Raw genomic sequence first — 13,943 nt, 5'->3', positions numbered from 1 at the left:
CAGTGCTGTGACTTGCTATGCTACACTTCAGCCTTAGGTTGTAATGATAAAGGTGGATAACCGATGAAACTTTCAAAAATAGCATTGCTTGTGGCAACGGCTGGATTATTAACGGCCTGTGGCGGAAGTGATAGTGATAGCTCTACGCCGGTCATTGAAACCGGAACCTTTAATTTAGGGGTGTCAGATAACCCTGCTGATGCAAAAAAAGTCACCATAGCGTTTAAGCAAGTGGTGTTAAAAAATGACGCTGGCAGTATCTCATTTGACGTGTCAGAAGACGGCGAATTAAAGCAAGTCGATTTATTAGAATTTCAAGGCTCAGAGGTTGAAACCTTAGTGAGCGGCCAAGAGGTGACTGTTGGTGAATACCAAATGTGTATTTACATGGAAAACAGTGAGCAGGCCAATGAAGAAAGCTCTTACGTACAGACGATGGACGACGCTATTGCCGGTTTAACCACTAACAGCAATGGCAGTTGTGGCGGCGTTGGTGCAGATGATGACAATACTGGACGTTTATTCTTTAATAAAGCATTCACCATCGCTGCGGGTAACAATAGCTTTGTGGCTGAGTTTAATTTACAACAAGGTTTACAGGGCCCTAAGGGTAATAAAGATTACTGGACCTTAAAACCAACCTCAGTGCAGCTAGTTAATAGCGCAGAGGTTGGCGCCATTGCTGGTAGTGTTTCTACTGAGGTGATGGAGCAATGTGAAATGGCCGCTGGTGGCTCTGAGTTTAGCTCGGCAGTGTATTTATACCCTGAAGCGACAGCCCTTGAAAACATGGATGATTTTCGAGATAGCGAAAGTCAGTTCATCATGGTGGCGCCTATTGCAGCAGCCAGAGTTAATCCGGTTTTGGATGCAAACGATGATGTTGTCAGTTATGACTACGAGTTTGGTTTTGTGGTCGCCAATAACTACAGCTTAGGTTATACCTGCGTTGCGCAAAATGATGATCCAGAACTGCCAAATACCCCAGAAGATGATCCGGCTTTTTTCCTTCATGCCGATGAGCAAGATGTGGTGGTGATTAATGGTGAAACCACAGAACGAGATTTTTAAATCTGATTTTGTAGTTGAGTTTTGCCGTTAAAAGTATGCCGACCATTGTTTGTTATCCTGACTGTGAATTTCGCAGTGAGTATTGACAAGATAGTCGGCATTTTTATGGGGTTAATATTTTGCCTATGACTTTGCTTAGTATGCTAACTGTAAGTGGTATCCGGTTTATGGCTTATTGATAAAGCATGCCGCTGGCGGGTCGCTCATGAGCATTAATTCTGCTTTTCAATTCGATTTTCAATGACGGCTTTCAACGATGGCTTTCAGTGATGCGCGTGATAAACTTTGCAGCTTAGTTATTAGGAGTTGTTATGTCGTTTTCTTCGTTATCCTTAATGCCAGTTTTAGTTAATCGTCTTAGTCAGTTGGGCTATGAGCAGCCAACGGCTATTCAGCAGCAAGCTATTCCTGCGGTGTTAGCGGGCAAAGATGTATTAGCGGGGGCGCAAACAGGAACCGGTAAAACGGCGGCGTTTGTGCTGCCAATATTACAGATGCTATTGGCTGATAAAGTGCAGCCACTTGGTGATAACTGCAAAGCATTAATCCTAGTGCCAACTCGTGAGCTGGCGCAGCAAGTGCACCAAAGCGTTGAAAAGTATGCTGGCGACAGCGGTATTAAGTCAGTGATTGTGTATGGCGGCGTCAGTATTAAAGCTCAGGCTGATGCCATAAAAGCGGGCGCAGATATTATTGTTGCTACTCCGGGCAGATTACTTGATCACCTGCGCAGCCGAGTCATGTCATTAGCCAATCTTAACCACCTTGTGTTTGATGAAGCCGACCGCATGTTAGACATGGGCTTTAGAGATGAGATTATTGAAGTATTAAAACGCCTGCCCAAAGAGCGCCAAACTTTACTATTTTCAGCCACCTTAGATGAGCGCATCTTTAAGTTTAGTAAGCGCTTATTACGCTCCCCGCAAGTGATTGAAACCAGTGAGCGTAATAGCACAGCAGCTAAAATTGTCGAGCGGGTGTATAACCTTGATGCCAATAAAAAAATGCCTGCATTGTGTCACTTGATTAACAAAGAAAACTGGCAACAGGCCTTACTCTTTAGTCGCACTAAGCAAGGGGCGGATAAAGTAGCGGCGCAGATGAAACAAGCTGGCGTCAATGCCGCGGCGTTTCATGCCGACCTGTCACAGGCGGTGCGTGAAAGTGTGTTAGCCCAATTTAAGTCGGGTGAAATCAAAGCGCTGGTGGCCACCGATGTTGCCGCAAGGGGCCTAGATATCAACGAGCTTAACTATGTGGTGAATATTGAACTGCCTTTTCAAAATGAAGACTACATTCACCGCATTGGCCGAACCGGTCGCGCAGGTAAAGCAGGCCAAGCTATTACTTTGTTAAGTGTTGATGACGAGCCGCAATTAATAAAGCTAGAAGCCTTTTTAGATAGACGTTTACCACAGCAATGGCTGCAGGGTTTTGAGCCCGATCTAACCCAAGTGGCCCCCGTGACCCGTAAAACGAAAAAGGGCTCGCTAAAACAACAGGCCCGCCAAAAAGCGTTGGCGCAGTCAAAGCGTAAATAGCCCAGCTTAACATTGCGGCCATGGTCAAACTATTAAGGCGGCCAAACTATTGATTGGTATTTAAACCCATATCACAGTGCGGCATGGGTTAATCAATTTGACATATAAATACCATATTGCTGTCATCTAGATTGCGCCAATCTGTCACAAACTCAGCTTATCTTAACTGCAAATATATTTTGTCGATACATTTGTGAACATACTTAAGGAATAGCTATGAGCAAGGCAACATTCGACCCAACTAAATATAATCAGAGCAACAATGTGCCATTTGCCAAGGTGATGGAAAATCATTTATCTCGCCGTGAATTTGTCAAACGCAGTATTGGCCTCAGCGCAATGACAGCTTTTGCTGGCGCGGGGTTAGCGGCCTGTGGTTCAAACAATGACCCAGCAGGCACTGCGCCACCAACGACACCACCAACCACAACACCACCAACCACAACACCACCAACTAAAAGCTCTGCGGTACTAGGGTTTGACTCTATTGCAGGCTCAAAAACCGATGCGGTTGCCATTCCTGCAGGATATTCAGCTTATGTGTTAGCGCCTTGGGGCACACCGTTAAACAGTAAAGCCAATGCGTGGCAAGACGATGGCTCAAATACCGCGACAGATCAAGAAAACGCTGTGGGCATGCACCATGACGGTATGCACTTTTTCCCGCTAAATGAAGCCGCAGACGATGGTTTATTATGTATTAACCATGAATACATTGACCAAAATGCCCTGCATCCAATGGGGCCAACAGCAGATGCCAATGGCAAACGCACTGTGATTGATGAAGTTTGTAAAGAAATCAACGCCCACGGCATTTCAGTGGTGCGTATCCAGCTTAAAGATAATATCTGGCAAGTGGTTGAGAACGACGCCCATAACCGCCGCTTTACAGGTGCAAGCGTGATGGATATCGCAGGGCCGTTAGCTTACTCATCGTATTTAGAAACCCGTTACTCGCCAGATGGTAGCCAAGCCCGTGGCACCTTAAATAACTGTGGTAACGGTTATACCCCATGGGGCACTTACTTAACCTGTGAAGAAAACTGGCCGGGGTATTTTGTCAGTCATGGCACGCTGACAGCAGATCAAAGCCGTATTGGTATCTCAACCACTGATACCCGTTATGGCTGGAATCACTTAGCGGGCAGTGACGAAGAGCGTTTAGATGAATTCGCCCGCTTTGATATCACCCCAACAGGCGCAAGTGCAGCAAACGATTATCGTAATGAAGCCAATGGTCACGGGTATATTGTTGAAATCGACCCATATAACCCTAACTCTCGTGCTATAAAGCGGACTGCGCTAGGGCGTTTTCGTCATGAAGGTTGTACCTTTGGCAAGTTAGAAGTGGGTAAGCCAATTACTTTTTACTCAGGCCATGACTCACGTTTTGAGTATTTATATAAATTTGTCTCGGACGCGGTTTGGGATGAAGCCGATGCCAATAGTTCAAACCGTATCGCCATGGGTGATAAATACATGAATGCAGGCACCTTGTATGTGGCTAAATTCAGTGAAGACGGTGTAGGTGAATGGCTACCATTAACCTTAAATAGCACAACAACTGACGGTAAAACATTGGCTGATAGCTTTGACTCGGTTGCCGCCATTATTTTAAACACCGCTGGTGCGGCAGATTTAGTGGGCGCAACACCAATGGATCGCCCTGAGTGGGCCGCTGTCGATCCCTTTACTGGCAGTGTCTATTTAACTTTAACCAATAACACCAAACGCACCGAAGAAACCAATGCCGCTAACCCTCGTTTAAATAACAGCTTTGGTCATATTATTCGCTGGGATGAAGGCGCTGCAGCCACTGAGTTTAGCTGGGATATCTTTGTCTTTGGCGCGCCAACGGCTGCCGATGAAGACACAAACCGTTCAGGCTTAAATGATTTAAATCAGTTCGCCAGTCCTGATGGGCTAGCCTTTGATAAGCGCGGGATTATGTGGGTACAAACCGATAATGGCGCCGACGAAGTTGAAGACTACACCAACGACCAAATGCTGGCGATTGTGCCATCAAGCATGCTGGATGCTGACAACAAGCAGCAAGTGGTATCGGCTGACACTCAAAACCAATTAAAGCGTTTCTTTGTCGGGCCAAATGGCTGTGAAGTCACCGGCTTTGCTATCACGCAAGACTACAGCACGGTATTTGCCAATATCCAGCATCCAAGTAACTGGCCATATTCAGCGAATGCTGCCCAGCCAACGCCTGCGGGCATGACAATACGTCCACGGGCAGCGACGGTGGTTATTCGCAAAGATGATGGCGGAGAAGTCGGCATATAGTTGTAGCAGTATGTTAGCGGATATTCTGGCTTAATTTACTGTTTAAATATGCCATGTGAATGCGCGCCAGCGTTGCAAAACAGATAACTGACACACTAAAACCCTGATAGACTTTCTATCAGGGTTTTATTGTTAATATCACTAACGCAAAGGACGGGCTATGTTTAAAGGCATTCATCATGTGGCGATTATTTGTGAAGATTATCCTCGCTCAAAGCACTTCTATAGCGAGATCTTAGGCTTTAAGGTGTTGGCAGAAAACTACCGTGAAGATCGCCAATCTTATAAGCTCGATTTACAGCTTGCTGATGGTAGTCAGATTGAGCTATTTTCGATTCCCAACTCCCCCAAGCGCCCCAGTTACCCAGAGGCACAAGGACTGCGACATTTAGCCTTTAAGGTCGACAGTATTGAACAAGCCGTTGCTTACCTCACTGTTCAAGGCGTCGAGCTCGATCCCATTCGTGTGGATGAATATACCGGTAAAAAGTTCACCTTTTTTAGCGATCCTGATGATTTACCCCTAGAGATTTATCAAGGCTAGTTGCCAAGCTAAGTATTTTATTCACTGTAATATTAGCGATAGCTGAAGCTTTTAATTCTAATTTAAGCATGGTTCAGTAGGCTCTGCTGTCCTCAAAAATGCGCCTCATTTGGAGAAAACCACTCATTATGCAAACAACAGGTATGCTCTCAGTACTAAAAAAAGTAGATCAAAGTAAAACCTTTCAAGGCTTTGTTATTTTCGTGATTATTGTGTCGGCATTGTCTATTGGTGCTCACACCTATCATTTGCCTACTTGGCTTGAAAACAGCTTATATGTGTTGGATATTGCCATTACAGCGTTCTTTTTGTTTGAACTGATTATTCGCTACATGGCCAGTGATGGTATTAAGTCCTTCTTCTCCAAGGGCTGGAATATCTTCGACACCATTATTGTGATTGGCAGTTTAGTCCCATTGGGTGGCTCAACCATATTACTGGCGCGACTATTACGTATTTTCAGAGTGCTACGACTGGTGTCTATGGTGCCCGAGCTGAGAATGCTGATTAATGCGCTGCTCAAAGCCATTCCGCGCATGGGTTATATTGCGTTATTAATGTTTGTTATCTTCTATATTTATGGCGCGATAGGCAGCATGTTTTTTGCCCATGTAAATGACTTTTTATGGGGCGATGTGTCCATTGCGATGCTGACCTTGTTCCGTATTTCTACGTTCGAGTCATGGACCTCGATCATGTACGAAACCATGGAAATTTACCCACTGAGTTGGCTGTATTACTTAACGTTTATTTTCTTAACGACTTTTGTGTTTTTAAACATGATGGTGGGTGCAGTGCTAGATGTGATGGGCGAAGAAACCAAAATCATGCGTGAAGAGAAAGAAGCCAACGATGATTCTTTTGTTGAGCCAAAAACAGCAGCAACCACAGAAGATATTCAGCAGTTGCACGACAAAATAGATAAGTTAACCGCGCTGTTGCAAGCTAAAACCAAGGCTTAAAGCTTAAACCAAAGTTTGAGCTGTAATCTAAGCCAAGCGTATGGATAACCCTTTAAAACAGGCAAGCATTTATGCTTGCCTGTTTTGTTAGCAGTGATAACTGACATTAACCGCCTATTTGCATTAGAATAGCCCCCTGATTATTTTTTAAGTAGAGCAACGGCATGCACGTACATATTCTTGGAATTTGTGGCACTTTTATGGGCGGTTTAGCATTATTAGCCCGCGGTATGGGACACAAAGTCACCGGTAGTGATGCCAATGTGTATCCACCTATGAGCACCCAACTAGAACAGCAAGGTATTGAGCTTATTCAAGGCTTCGACCCTGCTCAGCTGGGTAAAGAAGGTGATAACCAGCCAGATTTAGTGGTCATTGGTAATGCCATGAGTCGCGGCAATCCTTGTGTTGAAGCAGTATTAAACCGTGGTATTAAATACACGTCAGGGCCGCAATTTTTATCAGAGTATATCTTGCCAGAACGCTGGGTACTGGCGGTATCAGGCACCCATGGTAAAACCTCAACCTCAAGTATGTTGGCGTGGGTATTAGAGTATTGCGGCTACGAGCCGGGCTTTTTAATTGGTGGCGTACCGCAAAACTTTGGCGTGTCAGCCCGTTTAGGTAACTCACCGTTTTTTGTAGTTGAAGCCGATGAATATGACAGCGCCTTTTTTGATAAACGCTCAAAGTTTGTGCATTACCGCCCGCGCACTTTAGTGATCAATAACCTTGAGTTTGATCATGCCGATATCTTTGCCGATCTGGCCGCTATTCAGCGTCAATTTAACCATGTTATCCGCACCGTTCCCGGTGAAGGTAAAGTTATTTGGCCTGCTGAAGTAGAGGCGGTAAAACAAGTGATTGAATTAGGCTGTTGGAGCGAGCAAGAGCATTTTTATGCCACTGAGCATAGCGCCACAGGCTGGTTTGGTAAAACCATCGCCGCAGACGGACATGAGTTTGAAGTGATGTTTAATGGCGCGTCCCAAGGCATATTAAATTGGGGTTTAATCGGTCAGCACAATATTGAAAATGCCATCATGGCCATCGCTGCTGCAAGGCATGTTGGCGTAGCGCCCAATCATGCCATTGAAGCCTTGAGCCAATTTGCACCGCCAAAACGTCGCTTAGAGCTATTAGATACCGTTAATGGTATTGCAGTTTATGATGACTTTGCCCATCACCCAACGGCCATTGAAACCACCTTGCAAGGCCTGCGCGCCAAAGTGGGCGAGGGCGATGCTGCTAGCGGTAAGTTAATTGTGGTGCTCGAGCCGCGTTCAAACACCATGAAAAGCGGCGTACATAAAGACACTTTAGCTGCATCTATGGCATTAGCAGATTGCGCATTCTTGTATCAAGCAGGCAATGTCGGCTGGGATTTACAAGCCAATATGGCTAGCGCCAGCATTCCTGTTGCTGTGTTTACGGATATTGACGCTATCGTTACTCAAGTCGCTGCGCAGGCGCAAAGTGGCGATACCGTGGTGATTATGAGTAATGGCGGTTTTAATGGCATCCATCAACAATTGATAAATGCACTAAAATAACCCATTAGGTTAGATTAGATTAATAGTCATCAATAAGTCGGTTTTGGCCGTATAAGCGCTAAAGCTTGATTAAAAGAGAACATATGAGTAATTCGATCCACCCATACGCAAAAAAAGAAAAGGCCATCAGTCTCGCGTGGACTGGCGCTTCTGGTGCGCCTTATGGTCTAAAGTTATTACAGTGCTTATTGGCCGCCGATTACCAAGTGTTTTTGATGATCTCAAGTGCTGCCAGAGTGGTGCTTGCCACTGAAGAAGGTTTGCAACTGAGCGCCAATTCCGAAAAAGCCTGTCAGCAGTTATTAGCCCATTTTAAGATGGATGAAAATGCTGCCGGTGAGCTGGTGGTTTTGGGTAAAGATGAGTGGTTTTCGCCGCCGGCATCAGGTAGCGCTGCGCCAAAGCAAATGGTGGTTTGCCCCTGCTCAACTGGCACGTTAGCGGCGATTGCCAGCGGAATGAGTAATAATTTACTAGAAAGAGCCGCAGATGTAGTAATAAAAGAGCGTGGTCAATTAATCCTTGTTCCTCGGGAAACTCCTTTTAGTGCCATACACTTAGAGCATATGTTAAGCCTTACTCGCAATGGTGCGATCATTATGCCAGCGGCACCAGGCTTTTATCATTATCCCAAATCGATAGAAGATCTGGTAAACTTCATGGTTTCCCGAATTCTAGATCATTTGGGCATAGAGCACGGGCTGACAAATCGTTGGGGATATGCCAACGACAAGTCCGAAAAAATCGACAATTGAGAGTAATATGAAACACACAACAGAAGTGATGATTTCTGCAGAAGAAATCAGCGAAAAACTGGATATATTAGCTGAAAGGATTAATACCCATTACGCAGACAGCGAACGTTTGTTAATGGTCGGCTTATTGAAAGGGTCTGTGGTTTTTATGGCTGACTTATGTCGCCGTATTAAAGGCCATGTTGAAATCGACTTCATGTCAGTTTCAAGTTATGGCAATGCAATGACAAGCTCGCGCGATGTGAAGATCCTTAAAGATGTATCATCTGAGATCGCCGGACGTGACGTATTGATTGTTGAAGATTTAATTGATTCAGGTAACACCCTGAATAAAGTACGTGAGATGTTATTACTGCGCGAGCCTAAAAGCCTAGCATTATGTACATTACTCGATAAGCCTGAGCGTCGTGAAGTCAATGTACCTGTCGACTTTATTGGTTTTACCATTCCTGATGAGTTTATTGTCGGCTATGGTATCGATTATGCTGAGCAGTATCGTAACCTGCCTTATATCGCCAAAGTTGTGCCATTAGATTAATGTGACTGTTGGTGTATAAACTCCCGCTATAGGCGGGAGTTTTGTTATGGGCGTCAGAAAATTTGCGTGTTAATCATTTACATTAGGTCATTAAGATCATGTAATTAGGACAGTGTAATTAACAGCGCGTCATTCGCAATTCATAAATCAGAGGTATCACAATGAGCAACCCCACCAAAGCGTTGGTGATCGAAAACCTGCAAAAAACCTATAAGAGCGGCGTGCATGCGGTAAAAGGCATTAGCTTAACCGTAGAACAGGGCGATTTTTTTGCGCTATTAGGCCCCAATGGTGCAGGTAAATCGACGACTATTGGCGTGATTAGCTCATTAGTGCAAAAGTCTTCAGGCAGCGTTAAAGTGTTCGATTATGATATCGACAAAAGCTTAGAACGCGCCAAAATGTGCATTGGTTTAGTGCCGCAAGAATTTAACTTCAATCAGTTCGAAACCGTATTGCAAATTGTGGTTAACCAAGCCGGTTACTATGGCGTGACCCGCGCTGTTGCATTACAGCGTGCTGAAAAGTATTTAAGCCAGTTGGATTTATGGGAAAAACGTGACAGCCAAGCCAGAGCATTATCAGGCGGTATGAAACGCCGTTTAATGATTGCTCGCGCGTTAATGCATGAGCCGAAACTGCTGATCCTTGATGAACCAACAGCAGGGGTTGATATCGAACTTCGCCGCTCGATGTGGGAGTTCTTAAAGCAAATTAATAGTCAGGGCGTGACCATTATTTTGACCACCCATTACCTTGAAGAAGCGGAAATGCTGTGCCGCAATATCGGCATTATCGATAAAGGCTTATTGGTTGAATGCACCAGCATGAAAAGCCTACTCAGTAAGCTGGATGTGGAAACCTTCATTTTAGATTTAAGCGATAATATTACCACTGCCCCTGTATTAAATAACATGAGTTGTCGCTTAGTTGATGGTCACACACTGGAAGTGGATGTGGCTAAAGCCAATAATTTGAATGACTTGTTTAACCAGTTAAGCAATGCAGATATCGAAGTGCTATCAATGCGCAACAAAGCGAATCGCCTTGAAGAGCTATTTGTCGAGTTAGTTAAAAAAACTAAGGACTCAAAATAATGAACAAGCTTTATTGGATTGCCTTTAAAAGTATTTTAATTAAAGAAACCAATCGTTTTACCCGTATTTGGGTGCAAACCTTAGTGCCGCCAGCCATTACCATGACCTTGTACTTTTTGATTTTTGGTAACTTAATTGGCAACCGCATTGGTGAGATGGGCGGCGTATCATACATGGAGTTTATCGCGCCAGGCTTAATCATGATGTCGGTGATCACCAACTCCTATTCTAATGTGGCCTCGTCCTTTTTTAGTGCCAAAATGCACGGCAGTATTGAAGAGTTAATGGTGGCACCCGTGCCGCATTATGTGATGATTGCCGGTTACGTGGGCGGCGGTGTTGCCCGTGGATTAAGTGTCGGCTTGATTGTGACCTTGGTGGCAATGTTCTTTGTTAACCTCAGCCTACATCATGTTGGCTTAGTGATTATGACGGTGTTTTTAACCTCGGTGCTATTTGCATTAGGCGGGTTAATTAACGCGGTATTTGCTAAAAGCTTTGATGACATCAGCATTATCCCAACCTTCATTTTAACGCCACTGACTTATCTGGGTGGGGTGTTTTATTCACTGTCATTATTACCGGATTTTTGGCAAGGCGTGTCAGCGCTAAACCCCGTGGTATATATGATAAACGTGTTCCGCTACGGCTTTTTAGGCTTTGCTGACATCAGTATTCCGTTATCAATCGCCATCATGGTGGGCTTTTGTGCCTCGCTATGGTTTGTGGCTTACTACCTTATCTCACGCGGTATTGGCTTACGCAGTTAGGTTTAGTTAGCGGTTAAGCTAGCTTGGTTAAACTTCCTTGGTTAAATGTAGCTGAGCAAGATTGTTGAAAAGGACTCGAATGAGTCCTTTTTTGTTATTTGGCTGTCGCTTTATTTAAATCGTGACATAACTATGCTGCAAGGATAATTACTGAGGAAAAACGTAATCCTTAGCTGTTAATGGGGGATTATCAGCTGATCAATTGCCGTTTTAATCTTTTCGGTTTCTCTCTTAAACTTCCCTTATTCACTTCAGGTTTTACTATTGAGTCATTATTTTTTGGCATTAGCAGACTATTATCGGCGTGACTGAAGCGTAATAGTTAAACTCAGCTTTGAGCTATCTATTGTTGCAGCGCTAAATATCAGTATTGATAATTCGTCATATGAATAGTTTTAAAAATGCTAATAATGAGGCTTAGCCTTTCCATATTATTCTTGGATATTATTTTTAATTTGAGTTGATATTAAATCTGCTTATAGCTTCATTTAATCTTCATTTAATCTAGTAACGTTATTTATTTAGCCGCTATTTCGGCAAACTCTCCAATACTCTTCCTCTGCCTGTTTGTCAATTTCGGTATATTATTTTATTGATCCAGATCAACAAAGTGTGTTTTTTGTACACAAACTCAAAACTCTAGACTAACGTTAATTATACAGGCTAGTTTAAATCTAAAGGCATAGTTATGTTGAGTTTTAACATAGGTGTGAATAAAAACTAGGGTTTGATTGGCCTTCCGAAAATGATTCAAAAAATTTATTAAATGAACAAGAGATCTCCTCTGATCTCTTGGGAATTCCGTGCTTTTAAATTCAATCAATTATTTTATAAATAGGTCATTCTATGTCAAATGATAACCAGTCTAATAATCCTGAAAATGATGCTCTTAATGATGCTGTTGAACAAGTAAACACAGAAGACTCGACGGTTTCATCATCTAAGGCTGAGAATAATCAATCAACAGTCACCAATACTGTTGCGACTGCGACATCATCGGTAGACATACAAACGGCAGAAGAAAGTCTGGCTCCTTCAGGCGGCTCAGAATCATCAACAGATGACTCTCAAACAGATGATGCAGAGGCCGCCAATGCCGAGGCTTCTTCTGCAGCCCCTAGTTCAACAGATTCTCAATCATCCGCTGTTGAAAGCTCAACTTCAGATGCTGATACGGAAGCCGCTAGTAGCTCTGGGGCCGAAGGAGCAGCTAATGCAGCCCCTGAAGAGGCTGTATCTTCAGGCGCCCAAAGTATCGGGGGGGCTGAAGATAGTTCAACTAGTTCAGGTGCACCATCTTCGTCAGCAACAGCATCTGCAGCAACACCATCAAGTGCAAATAGTGAAACTGAAATATCTGATGGCGCCTCATCAACAGATGCAAGCACTGCTACCAACAGTGAGACTTTTGAGGTAAATGTTTCAAGTGATAATAATGCTGATGGTCAGATAGACGCTGATGATCTACCTACCACAGATACGACTACTGACTCGATGAGTTTTAATGTCGATGTGACCGCGGTAAATGATGCTGCCGAAGTAGAAGACCAAGCTTTCTCAATGGATGAAGACGGCGTCATCATCATTACCGATGAGCAACTGCTTGCAGGCGCCAGCGATATCGATGGCGATGACCTATCAATTGATTCAGTCACTTATACCGGCACCGACGGGGTACTCACCGACAACGGTGACGGCACCCATAGCTTCGCGCCAAACGAAAACTTCAATGGCGATGTAGCGCTTGAATTTGGTGTCAGCGATGGCACAGTAGTCACGCCTGCTAACATTGATATCGCGGTTGCTGATGTCAACGATGCGCCAGTCGCTGGTTCAACCTCATACACAGTCAACGAAGACGGCCAAATCACCATTAGCGCTGAGCAGTTACTTGCAAACAGCAGTGATGTGGATGGCACTGTCAGCCTAGACTCAGTGTCTTACTCAGGCACCGACGGTGTATTAATTACCAATGAAGATGGCTCTGTAACTTTCTCACCAAACGAGAACTTCAACGGTGAAATTAGCCTTGATGTGGTGGTTATCGACGATGATGGCGCCACTGCAGAAACTACTGCGGGCATCACTACACTGGCGGTAAACGATACCCCAGTAGTTGATGGTAATGTCGCTTACTCGGTTGACGAAGATGGCTCAATTACCCTAAGCCAAGAGCAATTGCTGGCCAATGCATCTGACATCGACGGCGACAACCTAAGCGCTGAAAACCTATCAGTAGGCGATAATGCTAGCGTGGTTGCTAACCCAGATGGCAGCTTTACGATTACCCCAGATGCGGACTTTAATGGCGATTTAGACTTAAGCTTTGATGTCTCTGATGGCACTACCACAGTAGCAACAGGTGTTGATTTAACCGTTAACCCAATCAACGATGCCGCAGTCGCACCTGATGTCGCATTCGAGATGAATGAAGACGGCGTTATCATCATTACCGATGAGCAGCTACTGGCTGGCGCTACCGATATCGATGGTGATGACCTATCAATTGATTCAGTCACTTACACCGGCACCGACGGGGTACTCACCGACAACGGTGACGGCACCCATAGCTTCGCGCCAAACGAAAACTTCAATGGCGATGTAGCGCTTGAATTTGGTGTCAGCGATGGCACAGTAGTCACGCCTGCTAACATTGATATCGCGGTTGCTGATGTCAACGATGCGCCAGTCGCTGGTTCAACCTCATACACAGTCAACGAAGACGGCCAAATCACCATTAGCGCTGAGCAGTTACTTGCAAACAGCAGTGATGTGGATGGCACTGTCAGCCTAGACTCAGTGTCTTACTCAGGCACC

The 13,943-nt window shown here is 44.5% G+C and carries 11 protein-coding genes; all 11 read left to right on the top strand.

The features are described 5' to 3' along the window. Positions 1 to 63: 63 nt before the first annotated feature. Positions 64 to 1,071, top strand: coding sequence for a DUF4382 domain-containing protein (locus BM739_RS19275; RefSeq protein WP_076543244.1), 1,008 nt, complete (start codon positions 64 to 66; stop codon positions 1,069 to 1,071). A gap of 311 nt (positions 1,072 to 1,382) precedes the next feature. Next, on the top strand, positions 1,383 to 2,612 hold the full coding sequence (locus tag BM739_RS19270) for a DEAD/DEAH box helicase (protein WP_076543243.1): 1,230 nt from the start codon (positions 1,383 to 1,385) through the stop codon (positions 2,610 to 2,612). 216 nt (positions 2,613 to 2,828) lie between these two features. Further along, positions 2,829 to 4,907, top strand: coding sequence for a PhoX family phosphatase (locus BM739_RS19265; RefSeq protein ID WP_076543242.1), 2,079 nt, complete (start codon positions 2,829 to 2,831; stop codon positions 4,905 to 4,907). 160 nt (positions 4,908 to 5,067) lie between these two features. Continuing rightward, positions 5,068 to 5,451, top strand: a complete 384-nt coding sequence (locus tag BM739_RS19260) for a VOC family protein (RefSeq protein WP_076543241.1) — start codon at positions 5,068 to 5,070, stop codon at positions 5,449 to 5,451. A 128-nt stretch (positions 5,452 to 5,579) separates the two neighbouring features. Continuing rightward, the gene (locus BM739_RS19255; RefSeq protein ID WP_076543240.1) at positions 5,580 to 6,413 is read left to right on the top strand and encodes an ion transporter; all 834 of its coding nucleotides are present in this window, start codon (positions 5,580 to 5,582) and stop codon (positions 6,411 to 6,413) included. A 164-nt stretch (positions 6,414 to 6,577) separates the two neighbouring features. Then, complete coding sequence (gene mpl / locus BM739_RS19250; protein ID WP_076543239.1) at positions 6,578 to 7,966, top strand: UDP-N-acetylmuramate:L-alanyl-gamma-D-glutamyl-meso-diaminopimelate ligase; 1,389 nt, start codon at positions 6,578 to 6,580, stop codon at positions 7,964 to 7,966. Positions 7,967 to 8,049: 83 nt separating this feature from the next. Next, the gene (locus BM739_RS19245; protein WP_076543238.1) at positions 8,050 to 8,721 is read left to right on the top strand and encodes a flavin prenyltransferase UbiX; all 672 of its coding nucleotides are present in this window, start codon (positions 8,050 to 8,052) and stop codon (positions 8,719 to 8,721) included. 7 nt (positions 8,722 to 8,728) lie between these two features. After that, entirely contained in the window at positions 8,729 to 9,259 is a 531-nt protein-coding gene (hpt, locus tag BM739_RS19240; protein ID WP_076543237.1) for a hypoxanthine phosphoribosyltransferase, read from the top strand. A gap of 161 nt (positions 9,260 to 9,420) precedes the next feature. Beyond that, positions 9,421 to 10,356 carry an ABC transporter ATP-binding protein gene (locus tag BM739_RS19235; RefSeq protein ID WP_076543236.1) on the top strand — a complete coding sequence of 312 codons (936 nt, stop codon included), beginning with the start codon at positions 9,421 to 9,423 and terminating at the stop codon, positions 10,354 to 10,356. Then, on the top strand, positions 10,356 to 11,126 hold the full coding sequence (locus tag BM739_RS19230; protein ID WP_076543235.1) for an ABC transporter permease: 771 nt from the start codon (positions 10,356 to 10,358) through the stop codon (positions 11,124 to 11,126). The genes BM739_RS19235 and BM739_RS19230 overlap by 1 nt, the downstream gene beginning before the upstream one ends. An 846-nt stretch (positions 11,127 to 11,972) precedes the next feature. Further along, positions 11,973 to 13,943: cadherin-like domain-containing protein (locus BM739_RS19225; protein WP_139326929.1), on the top strand; the 1,971-nt coding region annotated here is incomplete at its 3' end.

It is taken from the genome of Shewanella sp. UCD-KL21 (assembly GCF_001957135.1).
Taxonomy (GTDB): domain Bacteria; phylum Pseudomonadota; class Gammaproteobacteria; order Enterobacterales; family Shewanellaceae; genus Shewanella.
Note: the sequence above shows the minus strand (reverse complement) of the source record. Positions and strands in the feature narration are given on the sequence as shown.